Annotated in this window: 18 protein-coding genes; 14 read left to right on the forward strand and 4 right to left on the reverse strand. The window is 68.6% G+C overall.

Going from position 1 to position 19,863, the window contains the following annotated elements; all coding sequences use genetic code 11:
* Window positions 1-136: 136 nt before the first annotated feature.
* Together leuS and QMZ26_RS17305 are read right to left on the reverse strand one after the other, a co-directional pair.
* Window positions 137-2,779, reverse strand: a complete 2,643-nt coding sequence (gene leuS, locus QMZ26_RS17300; RefSeq protein ID WP_200734137.1) for a leucine--tRNA ligase — start codon at window positions 2,777-2,779, stop codon at window positions 137-139.
* A gap of 105 nt (window positions 2,780-2,884) precedes the next feature.
* A complete protein-coding gene (locus tag QMZ26_RS17305) occupies window positions 2,885-3,484 on the reverse strand; it encodes a DUF998 domain-containing protein (RefSeq protein ID WP_108758089.1) in 600 nt (199 codons plus the stop codon).
* Between the two features lie 163 nt (window positions 3,485-3,647).
* On the opposite strand from QMZ26_RS17305, the gene trxA reads away from it, so the two are divergent.
* The 5 genes from trxA (at window position 3,648) to QMZ26_RS17330 (ending at window position 9,176) form a co-directional block, all read left to right on the forward strand.
* A complete protein-coding gene (gene trxA, locus QMZ26_RS17310) occupies window positions 3,648-4,508 on the forward strand; it encodes a thioredoxin (protein WP_283222171.1) in 861 nt (286 codons plus the stop codon).
* A gap of 107 nt (window positions 4,509-4,615) precedes the next feature.
* Complete coding sequence (locus tag QMZ26_RS17315) at window positions 4,616-6,316, forward strand: FecR domain-containing protein (RefSeq protein ID WP_345782691.1); 1,701 nt, start codon at window positions 4,616-4,618, stop codon at window positions 6,314-6,316.
* Window positions 6,313-7,938, forward strand: a complete 1,626-nt coding sequence (locus QMZ26_RS17320) for a CHASE2 domain-containing protein (protein ID WP_283222173.1) — start codon at window positions 6,313-6,315, stop codon at window positions 7,936-7,938. The genes QMZ26_RS17315 and QMZ26_RS17320 overlap by 4 nt, the downstream gene beginning before the upstream one ends.
* A 175-nt stretch (window positions 7,939-8,113) precedes the next feature.
* Window positions 8,114-8,566, forward strand: coding sequence for a transposase (locus tag QMZ26_RS17325; RefSeq protein ID WP_200734133.1), 453 nt, complete (start codon window positions 8,114-8,116; stop codon window positions 8,564-8,566).
* Window positions 8,567-8,711: 145 nt separating this feature from the next.
* Window positions 8,712-9,176: a DUF4442 domain-containing protein gene (locus tag QMZ26_RS17330; protein WP_200734132.1), complete on the forward strand. Its 465-nt coding sequence runs from the start codon at window positions 8,712-8,714 to the stop codon at window positions 9,174-9,176.
* A 1-nt stretch (window position 9,177) separates the two neighbouring features.
* On the opposite strand, the gene QMZ26_RS17335 is transcribed toward QMZ26_RS17330, so the two are convergent.
* On the reverse strand, window positions 9,178-10,455 hold the full coding sequence (locus tag QMZ26_RS17335) for a hypothetical protein (RefSeq protein ID WP_283222174.1): 1,278 nt from the start codon (window positions 10,453-10,455) through the stop codon (window positions 9,178-9,180).
* Window positions 10,456-10,530: 75 nt separating this feature from the next.
* On the opposite strand from QMZ26_RS17335, the gene QMZ26_RS17340 reads away from it, so the two are divergent.
* The 9 genes from QMZ26_RS17340 to QMZ26_RS17380 all read left to right on the forward strand — a co-directional run bounded on the left by QMZ26_RS17340 (window position 10,531) and on the right by QMZ26_RS17380 (window position 19,275).
* Complete coding sequence (locus QMZ26_RS17340; protein WP_079222700.1) at window positions 10,531-11,214, forward strand: DUF502 domain-containing protein; 684 nt, start codon at window positions 10,531-10,533, stop codon at window positions 11,212-11,214.
* Complete coding sequence (locus tag QMZ26_RS17345) at window positions 11,211-12,008, forward strand: queuosine precursor transporter (RefSeq protein WP_108747133.1); 798 nt, start codon at window positions 11,211-11,213, stop codon at window positions 12,006-12,008. The genes QMZ26_RS17340 and QMZ26_RS17345 overlap by 4 nt, the downstream gene beginning before the upstream one ends.
* A gap of 94 nt (window positions 12,009-12,102) precedes the next feature.
* A complete protein-coding gene (locus tag QMZ26_RS17350) occupies window positions 12,103-14,043 on the forward strand; it encodes a DUF885 family protein (protein WP_283222175.1) in 1,941 nt (646 codons plus the stop codon).
* Window positions 14,040-14,447: a VOC family protein gene (locus tag QMZ26_RS17355; RefSeq protein WP_200734128.1), complete on the forward strand. Its 408-nt coding sequence runs from the start codon at window positions 14,040-14,042 to the stop codon at window positions 14,445-14,447. The genes QMZ26_RS17350 and QMZ26_RS17355 overlap by 4 nt, the downstream gene beginning before the upstream one ends.
* Before the next feature lie 475 nt (window positions 14,448-14,922).
* A complete protein-coding gene (locus QMZ26_RS17360; protein ID WP_079222704.1) occupies window positions 14,923-15,372 on the forward strand; it encodes a DUF2147 domain-containing protein in 450 nt (149 codons plus the stop codon).
* Window positions 15,373-15,475: 103 nt separating this feature from the next.
* Window positions 15,476-17,563, forward strand: coding sequence for a methionine--tRNA ligase (metG, locus tag QMZ26_RS17365; RefSeq protein WP_283222176.1), 2,088 nt, complete (start codon window positions 15,476-15,478; stop codon window positions 17,561-17,563).
* A 75-nt stretch (window positions 17,564-17,638) separates the two neighbouring features.
* Window positions 17,639-18,229 (forward strand): HAD family hydrolase, encoded by a 591-nt coding sequence (locus QMZ26_RS17370; RefSeq protein ID WP_283222188.1) that lies wholly within the window; start codon window positions 17,639-17,641, stop codon window positions 18,227-18,229.
* A gap of 25 nt (window positions 18,230-18,254) precedes the next feature.
* The gene (rnfB, locus tag QMZ26_RS17375) at window positions 18,255-18,668 is read left to right on the forward strand and encodes an Rnf electron transport complex subunit RnfB (protein WP_079222707.1); all 414 of its coding nucleotides are present in this window, start codon (window positions 18,255-18,257) and stop codon (window positions 18,666-18,668) included.
* 250 nt (window positions 18,669-18,918) lie between these two features.
* Window positions 18,919-19,275, forward strand: coding sequence for a hypothetical protein (locus tag QMZ26_RS17380; protein WP_283222177.1), 357 nt, complete (start codon window positions 18,919-18,921; stop codon window positions 19,273-19,275).
* Window positions 19,276-19,332: 57 nt separating this feature from the next.
* Here QMZ26_RS17380 and QMZ26_RS17385 read toward each other — a convergent pair whose 3' ends face one another.
* Window positions 19,333-19,680, reverse strand: a complete 348-nt coding sequence (locus QMZ26_RS17385) for a RidA family protein (RefSeq protein WP_079222708.1) — start codon at window positions 19,678-19,680, stop codon at window positions 19,333-19,335.
* Window positions 19,681-19,863 lie beyond the last annotated feature (183 nt).

The raw sequence follows: 19,863 nt of genomic DNA on the forward strand, positions 1-19,863 counted from the left end.
GAACAGTCTGGCGGAGCCGGGCGATCACGGCAACAGACAGCGTGCCCGAGGACGCGTGAACGCAGGGCCATCGGCACGTGGCCGTGGCATGGCGACAACGCACCGGCCGCCAGGGAGGCGGCCGGTGCCGGGTGCATCAGGCAGCGACGATGTTCACGATCTTGCCGGGGACGATGATGATCTTGCGCACCGTCAGGCCTTCCATGAACTTGGCGGTGTTCGGCTCGGCCAGGGCCAGTGCCTCCACCTGCTCGCGCGCGGCGTCGGCGGCCACGTCGATGGTGCCACGCAGCTTGCCGTTGACCTGCACCGCCAGGGTCAGCGCATCACGCACCAGCGCGGCACTGTCGGCCTGCGGGAACGGCTGGTCTTCCAGCAGCGTCTGGCCGTGGCCCAGCACCTGCCACAGGGCGTGGCTGGCGTGCGGGGTGATCGGGTTGAGCAGCAGCACCACGGCCTGCAGCGCTTCCTGGCGCACCGCGCGCCCCTGTTCGCTGGTGTCCTCGAACTTGGCCAGTGCGTTCATCAGCTCCATCACCGCAGCGATGGCGGTGTTGAAGCTGTGGCGGCGGCCGTAGTCGTCGCCGACCTTGCCGATGGTCTCGTGGGTCTTGCGGCGCAGTGCCTTCTGGTTGGCATCCAGCGCGGCCACGTCCAGTGCCGGGGCGGCACCGTCGGCAGCGTGCTTGTGCACCTGGGCCCACAAGCGGCGCAGGAAGCGGGCCATGCCGTCCACGCCCGCTTCGTTCCACTCCAGCGACTGTTCCGGCGGCGCGGCGAACATCGAGAACAGGCGCACGGTGTCGGCGCCGTACTTGCCGACCATCGCCTGCGGGTCCACGCCGTTGTTCTTCGACTTGGACATCTTCTCGGTGCCACCGACCACCACCGGCTGGCCGTCGGCGATCAGCGTGGCGCCGGTGATGCGGCCGCGCTCGTCGCGCTGCACGTCCACGTCGGCCGGGTTGATCCAGTCCTTGGAGCCATCCGGGTTCGGGCGGTAGTAGGTCTCGGCGATCACCATGCCCTGGCACAGCAGGTTGCGCGCCGGTTCGTTGCTGTCCACCATCCGCGCGTCACGCAGCAGCTTGTGGTAGAAGCGGAAATACATCAGGTGCAGGATCGCGTGCTCGATGCCACCGATGTACTGGTCCACCGGCAGCCAGTAGTTTCCGCGCTTGTCGACGGCATCACGGGCACCCGGCGAGGTGTAACGGGCGTAGTACCAGCTCGACTCCATGAAGGTGTCGAAGGTGTCGGTCTCGCGCTCGGCCGCGCCGCCGCAGTCCGGGCAGGTGGTCTTGCGCCATTCCGGGTCGGTCTTGATCGGCGAACCGGTGCCCGCAAAGGCCACGTCCTCCGGCAGCACCACCGGCAGCTGTTCTTCCGGCACCGGCACCGCGCCGCACTTGGCGCAGTAGATCACCGGAATCGGGCAACCCCAGTAACGCTGGCGGCTCACGCCCCAGTCGCGCAGGCGGTAGTTGACGCGGCGCTGGCCCTGGGCCTTGCGCTCGAAACGCTCGGCCAGCGCTTCGAAGGCACCCTGGAAGTCCAGGCCGTCGAATTCGGCCGAGTTGACCAGTTCGGTCTGGCGGCTCTTGTCGCTGTACCAGTCCTGCCAGCGGGTGGCGTCCCAGGTGCGCTCATCGTCGTTGCGCGCATCCTTCAGGGCGATGACCTGCACGATCGGCAGGCCGTACTTGTTGGCCACCTCGTTGTCGCGCTGGTCGTGGCCGGGCACGGCCATCACCGCGCCGGTGCCGTAGCCCATCAGCACGAAGTTGGCCACCCACACCGGCACCTGTTCGCCGGTGACCGGGTGCACGGCGCGCAGGCCGGTATCCATGCCGCGCTTTTCCTGGGTTTCCAGTTCGGCTTCGGACACGCCACCCTGCTTCAGGTCGGCCAGCATCGCCGCCAGTTCGGGGTTGTTCTTCGCCGCGTGCAGCGCCAGCGGGTGTTCGGCGGCGATCGACACGAAGGTCACGCCCATCACCGTGTCCGGGCGGGTGGTGAACACGCGCAGCGGGTCCAGCGCGCTGCCGTCGACATCGCGCACGTCGAACTGGATTTCCAGGCCTTCGGAACGGCCGATCCAGTTGCGCTGCATGGTCTTGACCGATTCCGGCCAGCCGTCCAGTTCGTCCAGGCCGTCCAGCAGTTCCTGGGCGTAATCGGTGATACGCAGGAACCACTGCGGGATCTCGCGCTTCTCGACCAGGGCGCCGGAGCGCCAGCCGCGGCCGTCGATGACCTGCTCGTTGGCCAGCACGGTCTGATCGACCGGGTCCCAGTTCACCACCGCGTTGCGGCGGTAGGCCAGGCCCTTGCGCATCAGGCGGGTGAACATGCGCTGCTCGTGGACATAGTAGTCCGGGCGGCAGGTGGCGAACTCGCGCGACCAGTCGATGGCATAGCCCAGCGACTGCAGCTGGCTGCGCATGTGGTCGATGTTCTTGTAGGTCCACGCCGCCGGCGCGGTCTTGTTCTTGATCGCGGCGTTTTCCGCCGGCAGGCCGAACGCGTCCCAGCCCATCGGCTGCAGCACGTTGTGGCCGGTCATGCGCTTGTAGCGGCTGATCACGTCGCCGATCGTGTAATTGCGCACATGACCCATGTGCAGCGCGCCGGACGGGTACGGAAGCATCGACAGGCAGTAGTACTTCGGCTTGTCCGAGGTCTCGTCGACCTCGAAGGCGCGGGTGGCATCCCAGAAGCTCTGGGCGGCGGATTCAACCTGCTGCGGGTCGTAAACGTTGGGTTCGGCGCTGGTCATGTAACACGCGGTTGCGGCGGCAAAGCGGTACAGCGTACCGCAGTGCGGCAAACGTCTCCAATCCCGGGCCGGAAAGCCCCGCGCGGCGGTCGCCCGGCCGCCGTCTCAGCGCGCCCGCGACAGCGGCAGGGCCAGGGCCAGCCAGACCGCCCAGCAGGCGAAGGCCAGCCGCTGCGCCAGCGGCGCCGGCAGCACGCCCTGCAGGGCAAATGCGGCCAGGCCGGCCAGCGCGCCGCAGCCCAGGGCCAGCAAGGCCATCGCGCGCCCGTGCCCGCCGCGCAGGCGCGGGATGCCCAGCATCAGCGTGCCGACCACAAAGCCGAGCACCCAGACCATCCAGGCACTGGCGTGCAGCTGGCTGGCGCCGCCATGCAGGTCTTCCGGGTCCAGCGGCAGCAGGCCCATGGCCGCGAAGGCCAGGCCCGCCAGCAGCAGCATCTGGCTGCCCACCCGCGGCGCCCAGCCCGCCCCCACCGGCAACTGCCGGCGCAGGCGCTCGGCCACCACCACCGCCAGCGCACCCGGCAGCACCAGGCCCAGCAGGTTGAAGGCCAGCGCATGCGGCACGCCCTGGGCACCAAGCAGCGCCACCGGGTGCACAGCCTGGGCGTAGCCCGCCAGCCCCGCGCCGAAACCAAGCACGGCCAGCACGAACAACACGGCGGCCAGCAGCCCCAACCAACGATCAAGCCAGAGCACGGACATCGCGCGGACCCACCTGTAATGAAAGACCGCTGCATTGTCGCGGCAGGCACGACAACCGCCAAGCCATGGCGCGTTTGCCCGTGCCGGGTGTGACGACAGGGTTGAGACCGACATGGATCGACACCATAGAATCGGTCTCCAGTTGCCAGGCGATATCTCCCCCATGACCGAGACGACGACACACGTATTCGACGCCACCACCGCGACCTTCGAGGCCGAGGTGCTGCAGAAATCCCTGCAGACGCCGGTGCTGGTGGACTTCTGGGCCACCTGGTGCGGCCCGTGCAAGACGTTGGGCCCGATGCTGGAAAAGCTGGCGGCCGAGTACAACGGCGCGTTCGAGCTGGCCAAGGTCGATGTCGACGCCGAGCAGCAGATCGCTGCCGCTTTCCAGATCCGTTCGGTCCCGACCGTGTTCCTGGTCAAGGGCGGCCAGCTGGTGGACGGCTTCCCCGGCGCCATCCCCGAAGGCCAGCTGCGCGAGTTCCTGGCCCAGCACGGCATCGTGCCGGCCGATATCGGCGATACCGTGGCCGAAGACGAGGCGCCGCTGGACCCGCAGGCGCAGGTGGACGTGCTGCGTGCGCAGATCGCCGCCGAACCTGACAAGGACGAGCTGAAGCTGGACCTGGCCCTCGCCCTGCTGCAGGTGGGTGGCGTGGACGAGGCCGGCACGCTGATCGATGCCCTGCCCGCCAACCTGGCCACCGATGACCGCGCGGTGCGCGGCCGTGCGCGCCTGGCCTTCGCCACCGCGCTGAAGGATGCGCCCTCGGCCGAGGCCCTGGATGCCCGCATCGCCGCCGATGGCAAGGACCTGCAGGCCCGCCATCTGCGCGGCGTGCAGCTGCTGCTCGGCGGCCACGACGAAGCCGCGCTCGAGCAGTTCCTGGAGATGCTGCGGATCGACCGCACCTTCGCCGAAGGCCTGCCGCGCAAGGTGCTGATCGATGCCTTCAACGTCATCACCGACGAGGATGTGGTCGGCCGCTACCGCCGGAAGATGGCCTCGCTGCTGTTCTGAACGAAGGCACGCTCCGTTCAGAATTCCTGCACTGAACGCGGGCAATAATGTGATCGGTAGCGGCCTTTTGGCCGCTACGATCCATTCGGGGGGATGAGGTCGGGGCCATGGGGTCTTGCAGCTGCGCCCCCGCACAGCCGGGACAGCACTCCGTGACCGTTGGCCGTTCGTCGTCTTCCCTCGCCCGCCGTTTCGCCGCACTGCTGTGCGCCCTGCTCCTGCTGCCCGGCCTCGCCGTCGCACAGGACTGGAACTACCGGGTCCGCCCCGGCGATACCCTCTGGGATCTGGGCGGCCTGTACCTGAAGGCGGACGTGCCCTGGCAACAGCTGCAACAGCACAACCGCATCGACAACCCTTACCGCCTGCCGCCCGGCGGGCTGCTGCGCTTCCCGGTCAGCTGGCTGCGGGTCGAACCGGCCCCCGCGCGCGTGCTGGCCGTGCGCGGCATCGTGCAGCTGGCCGCTGCCAATGGCAGTGCCACCCGTGCCCTGCTCGCCGGCGAGCGGCTGCACATCGGCGACACCGTGCAGACGGCGGCCGATGCCAGCGTCACCCTTGAATTCGCCGATGCCTCGCGCCTGCAGCTGCGCGAGCACTCGCGGCTGCGCCTGGACCAGCTGAGCCGCTACGGCCGCACCGGCATGGTCGATACCCGCGTGCGCCTGCAGCAGGGCCGGGCCAGCAACCGCGTCACTCCCGCCCGCGGCCCGGCGTCGCGCTACATCGTCGATGCCCCCGCAGCCACCAGCAGCGTGCGCGGCACGGTGTTCCGGGTCAGTGCCGGCGACGGCACGCAGGTCGGTGCCACCGAAGTACTGGAAGGCCGCGTGCAGGTGGGTAATCCGCACGGCCAGCGGCTGGTGCGCCCGGGCCAGGCCAGCCGCAGCGCCAGCGCCGATACGCCACCTGAAGCCGTTTCCGCGCTGCTGCCCGCGCCGCGGCTGCGCAGCGATGCCACCACGCTGGCGCCGCTGCCGGCACGCCTGGCATGGGAGCCGGTGGCCGCTGCCGACCACTACCGGGTCGAAGTGGTGCTGGCCGCCACGCCGGAGATCCTGCTGTTCGCGGCCACCACCACCGGCACCTCGCTGGTCATCGACAACCTTCCGCCCGGCGCCCTGCGGCTGCTGCTGCGCGCCGTCGATGCGCAGGGCGTGGAAGGCCTGGATGCCAGCGCCGATTTCCTGCTGAGCGACCAGCCGCCGCCGCCGCTGACCGTGTCGCCCCTGCACGGCCAGGCCGTCAACAGTGACCGGCCGCGCTTCCGCTGGACCCAGGCCCCGGGCGCGAGCAGCAGCGTGCTGCAGATCGCCGGCGAGCCACGCTTCCTGCAACCACTGCAGCAGCAGGCCAGCACTGGCACCGACCTGCGCCTGGCCACGCCGCTGCCGCCAGGACAGTACTTCTGGCGCGTTGCCTCGCGCGATGGCCAGGGCCACCAGGGGCCGTTCGGGCAGGCGCTGCCCCTGCAGCTCACCGACGATCCGGTCGACCCGGCCCTGCAGCCGCCCGAAGCTGCCCACGGCGAGCTGACCCTGCGCTGGCAGGCCGGCAGCGAAGGCCAGCGCTACCGCGTGCAGGTGGACCGCCGCGGTGACTTCAAGGCGCCGCTGGTGGATGAAACGCTGGCGCAGCCGCAGGTCAGCTTCAAGCGACCTTGGCGCGGCACCCTGCACGTGCGCGTGCAGTACATCGACGACGACGGCCACGCCGGTCCGTTCTCACCCGCCCAGCAGGTCAAGCTGCCGTGCCGGCTGTGCTACGGCGCCGGCGGCAGTGCCCTGCTGTTGTGGCTGCTGCTGTGAGACGCTCGCCCCTGCCCTGGTCGCGGCGCATCCTGCTGGCCCTGCTGGCCGGCATCGCCACGGCGGTGGTCAGCCACGGGCAGTTCCTGTGGCGGCAGGATGAAGCCACCTACGACCTGCTGGTGGGCGACTGGGACTACCGCCCCGACCCCAGCGTGCTGATCGTGGCCATCGACGAAGAGAGCCTGCAGCGCATCGGCCAGTGGCCGTGGCCGCGCTCGGTGCATGCACGGCTGCTGGACCGCTTGACCGATGCCGGTGTCGAACGGGTAGCGCTGGACCTGATGCTGTCCGAGCCGGACCGCCGCGACGCGCGACAGGATGCCGAACTGGCCGCAGCCATCCGACGCAATGGACGCGTGGTGCTGCCGGTGCTGGCGGCGCCGGCGGCAGGCGACCGCCTGGCCGAAGAACTGCTGCCCATCCCGCTGATCGCCGCCAGCGCCGCGGCCATCGGCCACAGTGACGTGGAAGTCGATGGCGATGGCGTGGCGCGCGGTGTCTACCTGCGCGCCGGCATCGGCCAGCCTCACTGGCCAGCGCTGGGGCTGGCGCTGTCCGGCCTCCCGGCCCAGCGCATGCATGGCCTCGCCGACCCCGCGCCTGCACTCGACTCGCCCTATCAATGGCGTCGCGACGACTACGTGCGCGTGCGCTATGCCGGCCCGCCCGAGCGGCTGCCGCATGTCTCCTACGCCGATGTGCTTGATGGCCAGGTCGAGGCGTCGCTGCTGCATGGCCGCCGCATCGTGGTCGGCATGACCGCCAGTGGCATCGCACCGCGCCTGCTGACCCCGACCACCCGCGAGTACTGGATGAGCGGCAGCGAGTACCAGGCCAACATTGCCTCGATGCTGCTGCAGGACAAGCAGATCAACGTGCTGCCGCGCATCGCGCAGGACGTGCTGTCCGGGCTGATGGCGGCGCTGTGCGTAATGCTGCTCGGCCTGCGCCTGCCGTGGCTGGCCGCGCTGTGCTCACTGCCGCTGGCTCCGCTGCTGGGCTGGCTGCTGCTGCGCGTGGGCAACCTGTGGTGGGCACCGGCCAGCGCGCTGCTCGGCGTGCTGCTGATCCTGCTGGTGTGGGCGGTCTGGCGCATCTCGGCCTGGCACCGCCACGCCAACCGCGATGCGCTGACCGGACTGGGCAATCGCCTGCGTTTCGAGCAGGCCCTGCAGGAGGAATGCGATGCCGCGCGGCGCAGTGGCAAGCCGCTGAGCCTGGCCCTGATCGACGTGGACCATTTCAAGCATCACAACGACCGCCACGGCCACCAGGCCGGTGACGGCGTGCTGCGCGATGTCGCGCGGCTGATCGCTGCACATGCACGACGCCCGCGCGACATGGCCGCACGTTACGGTGGCGACGAGTTCGCGCTGGTGCTGCCGGACACCCCGGCCGATGGCGCGCGCCTGGTGGTCGAAGACCTGATCGCCGGCGTGCGCGCACTGCCGCCCCCGGGCGACGGCCGCGGTGCCGGCATCACCCTCACCATCGGCGTGTACACGCGCGTACCCGATGGCAATCTGCATCCCCACCATTTCGTCGAAGGCGCCGACGCCGCGCTGTACCGCGCCAAGGACAACGGCCGTGACGGATATGCCATGAGTGGTGACCCGTAAAGTCGAGCTTGCTCGACTGGCGTTGCCGTTGTGCCCGTAGAGTCGAGCTTGCTCGACTGGCCGTTGCCGTTGTGCCCGTAGAGTCGAGCTTGCTCGACTGCCCTCCTCGATTCCACCGACAGCAGATTCCGCTTTTCCCTAGGGCCACTTCCAAAGTGATCCGCCACTCTGGGCCATGCCCAGTCCCGCCCTCCTGCGTTGCCGTACTTCAGTGGTTGGCCACTTCCATGTCATCACCAGCGTGGCTGCAGGCCGCCGCCCGTTGTTTGCCGCACCGGAATGTGCCGGCGTGCTGATGGATCAGTTCAAGGCCAGTGACGCGCGCGGAGCAAGCCGATCCTTTGCCTGGATCATCATGCCCAACCACTTCCATTGGGTCATGCAACTGCGCGAAGGTGCGCTGGGGCCGTGTGTGCAGTCCTTGAAGTCGCGGTCGGCCATTGCCATCAACGCGGCACTCGGTAGACGTGCGCCGGTCTGGCAACGCGGCTACTACGAACACTGGATCCGGGACGAGCACGATATCCGCCAGCAGGTCCTCTATGTGATGGGCAATCCGGTACGCGCCGGCCTGGCGTCTCGGTTGGGCGACTATCCGTATGGATGGTGTCGATGGCCGCTTATGTAGGAAAGCCAGTCGAGCAAGCTCGACTCTACGAACAGCCACGGCGCAGGCAGTCGAGCAAGCTCGACTCTACGAATGGCGGGCCGGGGTTCAACATACGCATGCGAATGGTTAGACTCGAGTCCTCGCCCCCGCGCCCCGCCCGCCCATGAAAGCCAGCACCTTCCGCCTCGGCATCAACCTGTGGCCGCCGTTCCTGTTCACCGGCATCCATGTCACCCGCATCACACCGGACTACCGGCAGATCGAGGTGGAGCTGCGGATGCGCCCCTGGAACCGCAACTATGTCGGCACGCACTTCGGTGGCAGCCTGTTCGCGATGACCGATCCGTTCTGGATGCTCGGCCTGATGCACACCCTGGGCCGCGACTACTACGTGTGGGATCGCGCCGGGGCCATCGAATTCCTCAAGCCCGGGCGCGGCACCGTCCGCACCGCCTTCCATATCGACGAGGCGGTGCTGGATGAGCTGCGCGCCGAGGCGGCCAACGGCGAAAAGGTGCTTCGCTGGTTCAGCAACGACGTGGTCGATGCCTCCGGCGACGTCGTCGCCCGCGTGCGCAAGCAGGTCTACGTGCGCCTGAAGCCGCAGGCGCGCGCCAACGCCGCCTGATCTACAGCGGCACCGACAACAGCGGCGCTGCCCCGGCCGGCATGTCGCGCGCCCGTCGCGGCACCTGCAGGTGCTTTCCATCGGCCGACAGCACCGGCGTCCGCGAGGGTGAGCGCCAGTGCGCCGGCAAGCGGTGCAACGCCTGCTCCGGTGCATCCGCCTGCTGCCGCAGCCAGCGCTGGGTGCCCAGCAGGCGCAGCCACGCCGCCGCATCCTGGCTGCGTGCGGCGTAGTCCTGGTAGGCCGGTGCGGCGATGTCACCGAGGACACAGCCGATCATGTTGGACAGGCAGCCGACGTCCCATCGGCCCACGCTGCCCACGACAACCGGCATGTCGGCCGCCAGCCGGCCGGTGGTGGCCGGGTCGCAGGCCCACCCCAGGTTCAACGCGATGCGGCCCAGGGTGTGTTCGCGATCCAGCATCAGCACGGTGCCTGCCTGCTGCAGCGATGCATCGATGGCGGCCTTGCTGATCGCAAACTCGCCCTGCATCGCCCTGCACAGGCTCTGCCCATCGGCATCCATCGGTTGCAGCGCGCGCTCGCAGGCGGCCGGCAGCACCTGGTCCGGTGGCAGCTCGGCCAGCATGGCGGCCAGCAGCTGCACATGGGTCCGCACCACGGCAGCGCCGATCATGCTGTCGATCAGCGTGTTGCCACCGCGCATCAGGCGCCGCCCCATCTGCACCGATCGGCAGCTGCCAGCCAGTGCGCCGGCGATGTCGCCCTGCACGTAGGCCAGCGCATGCGCGCCGGTGCCATCCATCAACAGCGCGTAGTTCGGCAGGGGCATCAGCCACGCCGTACCCGAAGGAACGAACGGGGTATCGACGTTGTCGACATCGGCAAGGCTGTCCAGCCGCGCGTGCAGTTGCAGGTGGCCGGCATGGGCAGCACTGAAACCCTGCTCGTCAGCGCGCACCTTCGCCAGGCAGTCGCCTGCGGCAGGACCACACTTCCCCCGCGGATCCAGCGCCACGGCCGGGTGCGTGGCCGCCAGCGCCGAATCGGCCATCCCCGGCGCAGGGCCCGCCTGCCAGCGCCGCACGTCCACGGCCAACGCCGCCTCACGCTGGGCAGGGTCCAGGCCATCAAAGGGCAGCGTCCACAGCAGCGCGAAGCCGTTCTTCCCCGGCGCCGGCTGCACGTCCTCCAGCCAGCGCACCTGTTCACGCTGGGCGGCCGGCAGCGGCCAGAGCCGCGACAGGCTCCACAGCAGCAGCACCAGCACGACCAGCCCCAGCAGGGCCCAGCCCACTCCGCGCAGAATCCTCAACACAGCATCCGTTCCCTGTCTGGCTCCCGCCCCGACCTTCCAGCGTAATCCAGCGCAATCGGCCGCTACAATGCGCACATGTCGCTCGAAGCCCCCGCCCTGGTCCCCCGCCCTTCCCTGCAGCGCCTGTTCCTGACCGGCCTGCTGACCCTGCTGCCGATCTGGCTGACCTGGGTCGTGGTGAAGTTTGTCTTCGTGTTGCTGTCGGGCATTTCCAGCCCGCTGGTGGTGCCGCTGTCCGAGCAGATCGCGACCAGCTTCCCGCACTACCTGGGCTGGGTCCACGCCGAGTGGATCCAGGACACCATCGCCCTGCTGGCCACCCTGCTGGTGATCCTGGCGGTGGGCGTGGCCAGCCGTCGCGTGGTCGGCCAGCGCCTGCTGCGCTGGGTCGGCGCCATCATCAAGCGCATCCCGCTGGCCAGCATCATCTACGACAGCGCCAAGAAGCTGCTGGACATGCTGCAGACCGAACCGGGCAGCACCCAGCGCGTGGTCCTCATCGACTTCCCGCACCGTGACATGAAGTCGGTCGGCCTGGTCACCCGGGTCATCAAGGAACAGGGCACTGACCGCGAACTGGCGGCGGTGTACGTGCCGACCACGCCCAACCCGACCTCGGGTTACCTGGAAATCGTGCCGGTGGAACTGCTCACCCCCACCGACTGGACCGTCGACCAGGCGATGAGCTTCATCATTTCCGGCGGTGCGGTGGCTCCGGCCAGCGTGCCCTTCACCCGCGCCGGCGAACGCCCGGAGTGAGCGGCACGCCCAGCGACGCGCCCTACGCGCGCCCCCTGCAGGACCGCGCGGTCCTGCTGTTCATCATCCTGGCCACGTTCTTCTGCGGCAACGCGGTGCTGGCCGAGCTGATCGGGGTGAAGATCTTCGCGCTGGAAGACACGCTGGGCATCGATGCACTGAACTGGAACCTGTTCGGCCAGACCGGATCGTTGAGCTTCACCGCCGGCACGCTGTTGTGGCCGGTGGTGTTCATCATGACCGACACCATCAACGAGTTCTTCGGCAAGCGCGGCGTGCGCTTCATCTCGTGGCTGGCGGTGGTGCTCATCGCCTATGGGTTCCTGTTCGCGTTCGCCGCCATCTCGCTGGCACCGGCCAGCTGGTGGGTTACTTCGATGGATGCGCACGGCGTGCCGGATTACCAGGCCGCGTTCGCGGCGGTGTTCGGCCAGGGCATGTGGACCATCGCCGGTTCGCTGGTGGCCTTCCTGGTGGGCCAGTTGATCGACGTGGCCGTGTTCCATCGCATCCGCCAGGCCACCGGCGAGCGCCATGTGTGGCTGCGCGCCACCGGTTCGACCGCCGTCTCGCAGCTGGTGGACAGCTTCGTGGTGATCTGGATCGCCTTCGTGCTGGGCCCGCAGAAATGGCCCACCTCGCTGTTCCTGGCCGTCAGCAGCGTCAACTACGTGTACAAGATGGGCTTTGCCATCGCCCTGATCCCGTTGCTGTACCTGATGCGGCGCGCGATCACCCGCTATCTGGGCGAGCCACGTGCCGCTCAGCTGCGCGCTGCCGCTGCGGCTGACTGAAGCCCCAGCGACGACAAGCTGACTGCGCGTTCACGCTGGCCGTACGCGCCCGGATCGTGCAAGCTCCACGGTCTGTGTTCCACGGAAGCTCCTGATGCCGTATCCCACCCGCGCCCTGGCCGCCGCCATCGCCGCGTTGTTCCTGTTCAGTGCCGTGCCGTCGGCAGAGGCAGCGAAGAAGAAGGCCAGCCGCCCCGCCGCCGCGCAGACGCGGCAGGCCGCCAAGCCGAAGGCCAAGCCCGCGCGCGCCACCCCGGCACGCGGCAGCTCCACGCGCCGCGCCGCCGCGCGTCCGGTGGCACCGGCCCGCGCCGTGCCCAGGCAGGTACAGCTGGAGCGCCTGTACGACGAATACTGGGACGCCTCGATGCGGTTGAACCCGCTGCAGGCCACCTTCCAGGGCGATGCCCGCTACAACGACCAGCTGCCCAACATCCTGTCGGCCGCATGGCGCCAGCAGTCGCACGATTTCACCACCGAATGGCTGGGCAAGGTCGAGAAGGTCGGCAGTGACGGCCTGCAGGGCCAGGACCTGCTCAGCTACGAAATCTTCGTGCGCGATGCGCGCGCCTCGCTGGCGGCCGAGCGCTACCCGAGCTGGATGATGCCGATCAGCCAGTACTACAACATCGCCAGCATCATGGCGATCCTCGGTGCCGGCGCAGGTGCGCAGCCGTTCAACACGGTCAAGGATTACGACACCTGGTCGCGCCGCTCGCTGGGCATCCCCGACCTGTTCAACCAGGCCATCGACAACATGCGCCAGGGCATGAAGGCCGGCGTGGTGCAGCCGCGCGACCTGATGGAGAAGGTGCTGCCGCAGCTGGACGCGGTGATCACCCCGACCGCCGAGGAAAGCATCTTCTGGTCGCCGATCAGGACCATGCCGAGCGACATTCCGGCCGAGGAAAAAGCGCGCATCAGCGCCGAGTACAAGCGCATGATCGAGCTGCGCATCATGCCGTCCTACCGCGCCCTGCGCGGCTTCATCGCCACCGAATACCTGCCGGCCACCCGCAGCAGCAGCGGCCTGGGCGCCCTGCCCGACGGCCAGGGCTGGTACGCCAACCTGATCGTGCAGACCACCGCCAGCGACCAGACCGCTGCCCAGCTGCATGCGCTGGGCGAACAGCGCGTACAGGAACTGAGCGCGCAGATCGCTGCGGTGATGAAGGACAACAAGCTGCGCGGCTCGCAGGCCAAGCTGCTGAAGAACATGCGCACCGACCGCCAGTTCCAGTACGGCGATGCCAACGCGCTGATCAATCGCTACCGCCAGCTGCAGCAGCAGGTGGATGCGCGCCTGCCGCAGGTGCTGGACACCCTGCCGAAGGACCGCCTGGAAGTACGCGCGGTCGAGCCGGACCGTGCACTGACCGCCGCTGCCGCCGCCTACCAGCCCGGCCAGCCGGGACAACCGGGCGTGCTCTACGTCAACACCCGCGACCTGCCCAGCCGCAAGCGCTGGAGCGTGCCGGTGCAGTACCTGCATGAAGCCATCCCCGGCCACCACGTGCAGCTGGGCCTGCAGCAGGAACTGGCCAAGCTGCCGCGCTTCCGCCGCCTGGGCGGCGACCTTGCCTTCGTCGAAGGCTGGGGCCTGTATGCCGAAACCCTCGGCGAGGAACTGGGCGTCTACACCGATCCCTACGACCGTATCGGCTACCTGTACTCGCGCCTGCTGCGCGCGGCCCGCGTGGTGGCCGACACCGGCGTGCACTCGCAGGGCTGGAGCAAGCAGCAGGCAGTGAACTACCTGCAGAAAGCCGTGGACATGAGCGAGGACGACGCCAGCGCCGAAGTTGAACGGATCATGGCCCAGCCGGGCCAGGCGCTGTCCAACGTGGCGGGCCTGAGCCGCATCCTGGCCCTGCGTGACAAGGCCCGAGCGCGCCAGGGCGCAGCCTTCGACCTGCGTCGCTTCCACGCCGAAGTGCTGAAGGACGGCTCGATGCCGCTGGACGTGCTGGAGCGCAAGGTGGACCGCTGGCTTGACCAGCCCGCCGCGACGGCACCGGCCACGGCAACGCCATGACCCGCGCAGCGACCGGCGGCCTGCTGGGCATCCACCATGCCGCCGTCATCTGCAGCGATTACGCACGTTCGAAGGATTTCTACGTGCGCATCCTCGGCCTGCGCGTGCTGGCCGAGAACCACCGTGCCGCGCGCGACTCGTGGAAGCTGGACCTGGCCCTGCCCGACGGCGGCCAGCTGGAGCTGTTCTCCTTCCCGGCACCACCGCCCCGGCCCAGCCGGCCCGAGGCCCAGGGCCTGCGCCACCTGGCCTTCCGGGTGGCGGCACTGGAACCGTTCATCCAGCGCCTGGCCGAGCATGGCGTAGCCTGCGAACCGATCCGCGTGGACGAGTACACCGGCGCCCGCTTCACCTTCTTCGCCGACCCTGACGACCTGCCGCTGGAGTTGTACGAAGTCGGTTGATCCGCCCCCGTGCCGACCAACGGTCGGCACCCACCACCAGCCGCGATCCGGCCCCGTGCCGACCAACGGTCGGCACCCACCACCAACCGCGATCCGACCCCGTGCCGACCAACGGTCGGCACCCACCACCAACCGCGATCCGACCCCGTGCCGACCAATGGTCGGCACCCACCACCATCCGCGTGAATCGGCACCCACCATCAGCCGCGTGAACCTGTCGAAGGCTGGGCACTGTGGGTTTGCGGGGTGTGAGCCGCATGGATGCGGCGACCAAGCCTACATGGACGTATTTACGGCGTCCCCGCAAACCCACAGTGCCCCGCCATCCCACGGAATGCCGCTTCTGCCTTTGACGTTGATTTCAGCAGGTGCAGGGCTGCAAGCCCTGCAAAGCCCCCCTTCCCCATACCCCGCCGAATGGGTATACAGTTGCCCTGTACCGGCAACGTGCCGGAATGAGCCCTGGGAGGGGACCATGCGCAAGACCTTCAAGACCCTGTTGCTGGCACTGCCGCTGTGCCTGGCCGCCCTGTCGGCCCAGGCCGCCGACAGCGCCGCCGGCCGCTGGAAGACCATCGACGACAAGACCGGCAAGGTGAAGTCGATCGTGGAGATCAGCCAGGCCGCCAATGGCGGGCTGAGCGGCAAGGTGGTCGAGATCCTGCAGTCCGACAAGGGTCCCAACCCCGTCTGCGACGGCTGCGAAGGCGCCAACAAGAACAAGCCGGTCAAGGGCATGACCATCCTGTGGAACCTGTCGCAGGACAAGGGCAGCCACAGCAAGTGGTCCGGCGGCACCATCCTCGACCCGGCCAACGGCAAGACCTACAAGTCAAAGCTGGAGCTGCAGCCGGGTGGCGGCAAGCTGGACGTGTCCGGCTGCATCGCCTTCATCTGCCGCACCCAGACCTGGGTCCGCGAGTAAGGCCCACGGCCCGCGCATTACCCCCCGTGACCCGGCCTTGGCCGGGTCACCTCGTTGCAGGCATGCGATACTCTGCGGTTCCCCTCGGCTGCACCCCGCGACCATGACCCGTACCGCGCTCGTCACCACCGCCCTGCCCTACGCCAACGGCCCCCTGCACCTGGGCCATCTGGTCGGCTACATCCAGGCTGACATCTGGGTGCGCGCGCGGCGAATGAGCGGCGGCAAGGCCTGGTTCGTGTGCGCCGACGATACCCACGGCACGCCCATCATGCTGGCCGCGGAAAAGGCCGGGGTCACCCCGGAAGCCTTCATCGCCAACATCCAAGCCGGCCATGAGCGCGATTTCGCCGCCTTCAGCGTGGCGTTCGACCACTACGACTCGACCAACTCGGCGGCCAACAAGGCGCTGACCGAGCAGTTCTACCTGAAGCTGGAAGCGGCCGGCCACATCAGCCGCCGTTCGGTCGCCCAGTTCTACGACCCGGCCAAGGGCATGTTCCTGCCCGACCGCTACATCAAGGGCATCTGCCCGAACTGCGGCAGCGCCGACCAGTACGGCGACAACTGCGAAGTCTGCGGCGCCACCTACAACCCGACCGACCTGAAGGATCCGAAGTCGGTGATCTCCGGCGCCACGCCGGAAATCCGCGATTCGGAACACTTCTTCTTCGAGGTCGGCCGTTTCGAAGGCTTCCTGCGCAGCTGGCTGGCCGGCGATGTCGCCCTGCCCGGCGTGAAGGCCAAGCTGATGGAATGGCTGGATGCCGAAGGTGGCCTGCGCGCGTGGGACATCTCGCGCGATGCGCCGTACTTCGGCTTCGAGATCCCCGGCCAGCCGGGCAAGTACTTCTACGTCTGGCTGGATGCGCCGATCGGCTACCTGTCCAGCTTCCAGACCCTGTGCGGCAAGCTCGGCGAAGACTTCGAATCGCACCTGCGCGAAGGCACCAGCACCGAACTGCACCACTTCATCGGCAAGGACATCGTCAACTTCCACGGCCTGTTCTGGCCGGCGGTGCTGAACGGTACCGGCCACCGCGCGCCCACCCGCCTGCACGTCAACGGCTACCTGATGGTCGACGGCGCGAAGATGAGCAAGTCGCGCGGCACCTTCGTGATGGCGCGCACCTTCCTCGACGCCGGCCTGGAACCGGAAGCCCTGCGTTACTACTACGCGGCCAAGACCAGCGGCGGCGTGGACGACCTCGACCTGAACCTGGGTGACTTCGTCGCACGCGTGAATGCCGACCTGGTCGGCAAGTTCGTCAACCTGGCCAGCCGCTGCGCCGGCTTCATCAGCAAGCGCTTCGACGGCCTGCTGGCCGCGCAGCTGCCCGATGCTGCGCAATACCAGCGCTTCGTCGATGGCCTGGCGCCGATCCGTGAAGCCTACGAGCGCAACGACCCGGCCGCCGCCATCCGCCTGACCATGACCCTGGCCGACGAAGCCAACCGCTACATCGACGAGGTCAAGCCGTGGGTCATCGCCAAGCAGGAAGGCGCCGACGCGCAGCTGCAGGCGGTGTGCAGCCAGGGCCTGAACCTGTTCCGCGTGCTGGTCACCGCCCTGAAGCCGGTGCTGCCGGCCACCGCCGCGCAGGCCGAGGCCTTCCTGGCCGCGCCGGTGAACGACTGGACCGCACTGGCACAGCCGCTGCTGGGCCACCGCATCGCCGAGTACACCCCGCTGTTCACCCGTATCGACCCGAAGAAAATTGACGCCATGATCGACGCCTCCAAGGACACCCTGCAGCCGGCCGCCGCTGCCGCCCCCGCCGCCAGGACCGAAGCCGTGAAGCCGGCTGCCCCGGCCCCGGCCCCGGCCAAGGACGAAACGAAGAGCGCCGACGCACCGGCCTACATCGGCATCGATGATTTCGCCAAGCTCGACCTGCGCATCGGCAAGGTGCTGGTGTGCGAGTTCGTGGAAGGTTCGGACAAGCTGCTGCGCTTCGAACTGGATGCCGGCGAGCTGGGCAAGCGCCAGATCTTCTCCGGCATCCGCGGCAGCTACGGCGAGCCCGAAGCGCTGGTCGGCCGCAGCGTGGTGTTCATCGCCAACCTGGCCCCGCGCAAGATGCGCTTCGGCCTGAGCGAAGGCATGATCCTGTCGGCCGGTTTCGACGGCGGCGCGCTGGCGCTGCTGGACGCCGACAGCGGCGCGCAGCCGGGCATGCCGGTCCGCTGATGCCCTGCGGGCGCGGCCCTCGCCGCGCCCTCCACGCAGACCGCCCCGGAAGGCACCGCCATGGGAGTGAGCAGGATGGAACTGGCGCTGTTCGATTTCGACCACACCGTCACCACCTGCGATACCTATGGCCGCTTCCTGCGCCGCGTGGCCACGCCGGAACAACTGGCGCGCGCGTGGTGGAAGGTCGGTCCGTGGCTGCTGGCCTACCGCCTGCGCATCATTTCCGCCGAGCGCATCCGCGCCCGCGTCACCCGCCTCACCTTCAGCGAACGCCACGCCGATGACATCGCAACGCTCGCGGCCGGTTTCGCCCGCGAGGTGCTGCCCGAGGTGGTACGCCCGGAGATGCTGGAACAGATCCGCTGGCACAAGGAACAGCAGCACACCGTGGTGATCGTGTCCGGCTCGCTGGACCTGTACCTGAGGCCGTGGTGCGAGCAGCTGGGCCTGCAGCTGATCTGCAACCGGCTGGAAAGCCAGGATGGCCGCCTGACCGGCCGCTATGCCGGTGGTGACTGCGGCCCGCGCAAGGTCGAGCACATCCGTCGCCAGTTCGACCTGTCGCGCTACCTGCGCATCCACGCCTACGGCGACAGCTACGAAGACCGCCCGATGCTGGCCCTCGCCCACGAGCGCTGGTACCGCGGCAGACCCCTGAAGTGATTCCAACGCGCAGCCTTCGCCACGCATGAGCCTGATCCCGCCCCTGACCGAACGCCTGGACCGCTTGCTGCCGCAGACCCAATGCGGGCAATGCGGCTATGACGGCTGCCGCCCGTATGCACAGGCGATGGCGCGCGGCGACGTGGGCGTGGACCGCTGCCCGCCCGGCGGTGATGCCGGCGCACGCGCACTGGCCCAGGTGCTGGGCGTGCCCGCCGTGCCGTTCGACCGCACGCGCGGCACGCACAAGGCGCCGCAGGTCGCGCTGATCGTCGAAGCCGACTGCATCGGCTGCACCAAGTGCATCCAGGCCTGCCCGGTGGATGCCATCGTCGGCGGCGCCAAGTACATGCACACGGTGATTGCCGACCTGTGCACCGGCTGCGAGCTGTGCATCCCGCCGTGCCCGGTGGACTGCATCGATCTGGTGCCGGTGTAGCGGGCGTCTCAACCCTCGTCGCAATCGCCCCCTGCTGCGCGGTCCACGCCGTCAAGGAAAAAGACGCGCCTCGCAGATTGATCCCCGGACTGCGACAGATGCGACACCGCGCTGCCGCATGCGCAGCGGCATGCAAGACTCCCGCACACGTCCTGAAACGGACCACCCGAGCAGGTGGCCGGTTTTCAAGCCACGTTCCGCCCGCCACCTTGCCGTGGCGGCAACCGATTGCCCTGAACGGAGCTGTGCCATGACCCCTTCGGACCTATCCGGCGCCTGCGCCAGCGACGCCACCGATGCAGCGGACGAGATCCAATGCGATCCCGCCAGGTTGATGGCGCTGCTGCAGAAGATCAGTGCAGGTGCCCCCGCCGGTGGATTCCTGTGGCCGGAAGGCTGCTTCCTGTCCGGCGGCCACGTGGGCCTGACCGAAGCCGACCGTATTCTGGCCGGCCTGCGCGTGGTGCAGGAAGTCGTGCTTGCCGCCGAACGCAGCCGCAGTCATGACGACGCCGACGAATACGTGGGCGACCGCTTCATGGCAAGCCTGATGCAGGCGTGCATCGCGCTCTCGGCACACGCCGCCAGCAGGATCCATTCGCAGTAGCTGCAGCGGGGCCAGAGCCCTCTCCGCGGGAGAGGGATCAGACCCCGGCTCACGGAATTACGGCACGGCCGCCGTGATCACGATCTCCACCTTCCACTCCGCATGCGCCAGCTTCGCTTCAAACGTCGCACGCGCCGGGGTCGCACCTTCAACCACCCACTCGTCCCACGCCTTGTTCATGCCGTCGAAATCGGCAATGTCGGCCAGGAACACTTCCGCGCGCAGCACGTGCTGGCGATCACTGGCCACCAGCGCCAGCAGCTTGTCGATCTCCGCCAGTACCTGCCGGGTCTGCCCGGTGATGTCCTGGCTGGTGTCTTCCGGAATCTGGCCGGAAAGGTAGGCGACCTTGTTGTGCACGGTCATCTCGGACATGCGCGGTCCGATGTCGTAACGCTCCATCATGGGCGTGGCTCCTGCGGGTGGACAGGCCTTCATTCTCACCCAGCCGGGGCCGGAAGTGTGTACCCGGCGCGGCCGCTCGCTGCCGCCAATCGCCGCACAGTGCCGGTGCTGGTCAAACGCCATCGACAGGCGCACGATGCGCCACGTTCACGTTGACACCACCCTCGCCCCCGCTGACGCACC

The sequence above is a fragment of the Stenotrophomonas sp. PFBMAA-4 genome, from assembly GCF_030053215.1.
Classification (GTDB): domain Bacteria; phylum Pseudomonadota; class Gammaproteobacteria; order Xanthomonadales; family Xanthomonadaceae; genus Stenotrophomonas.

Bases quoted from the DNA above. Each gene is read 5' to 3' on its own strand.
- QMZ26_RS17370 (WP_283222188.1), top strand. From the start codon at position 17,639: ATGGAACTGGCGCTGTTCGATTTCGACCACACCGTCACCACCTGCGAT.
- metG (WP_283222176.1), top strand. From the start codon at position 15,476: ATGACCCGTACCGCGCTCGTCACCACCGCCCTGCCCTACGCCAACGGC.
- QMZ26_RS17350 (WP_283222175.1), top strand. From the start codon at position 12,103: ATGCCGTATCCCACCCGCGCCCTGGCCGCCGCCATCGCCGCGTTGTTC.
- QMZ26_RS17325 (WP_200734133.1), top strand. From the start codon at position 8,114: ATGCCCAGTCCCGCCCTCCTGCGTTGCCGTACTTCAGTGGTTGGCCAC.
- QMZ26_RS17385 (WP_079222708.1), bottom strand. From the start codon at position 19,680: ATGATGGAGCGTTACGACATCGGACCGCGCATGTCCGAGATGACCGTG.
- trxA (WP_283222171.1), top strand. From the start codon at position 3,648: ATGACCGAGACGACGACACACGTATTCGACGCCACCACCGCGACCTTC.
- QMZ26_RS17330 (WP_200734132.1), top strand. From the start codon at position 8,712: ATGAAAGCCAGCACCTTCCGCCTCGGCATCAACCTGTGGCCGCCGTTC.
- rnfB (WP_079222707.1), top strand. From the start codon at position 18,255: ATGAGCCTGATCCCGCCCCTGACCGAACGCCTGGACCGCTTGCTGCCG.
- leuS (WP_200734137.1), bottom strand. From the start codon at position 2,779: ATGACCAGCGCCGAACCCAACGTTTACGACCCGCAGCAGGTTGAATCC.
- QMZ26_RS17360 (WP_079222704.1), top strand. From the start codon at position 14,923: ATGCGCAAGACCTTCAAGACCCTGTTGCTGGCACTGCCGCTGTGCCTG.
- QMZ26_RS17380 (WP_283222177.1), top strand. From the start codon at position 18,919: ATGACCCCTTCGGACCTATCCGGCGCCTGCGCCAGCGACGCCACCGAT.
- QMZ26_RS17355 (WP_200734128.1), top strand. From the start codon at position 14,040: ATGACCCGCGCAGCGACCGGCGGCCTGCTGGGCATCCACCATGCCGCC.
- QMZ26_RS17315 (WP_345782691.1), top strand. From the start codon at position 4,616: ATGGGGTCTTGCAGCTGCGCCCCCGCACAGCCGGGACAGCACTCCGTG.
- QMZ26_RS17340 (WP_079222700.1), top strand. From the start codon at position 10,531: ATGTCGCTCGAAGCCCCCGCCCTGGTCCCCCGCCCTTCCCTGCAGCGC.
- QMZ26_RS17305 (WP_108758089.1), bottom strand. From the start codon at position 3,484: ATGTCCGTGCTCTGGCTTGATCGTTGGTTGGGGCTGCTGGCCGCCGTG.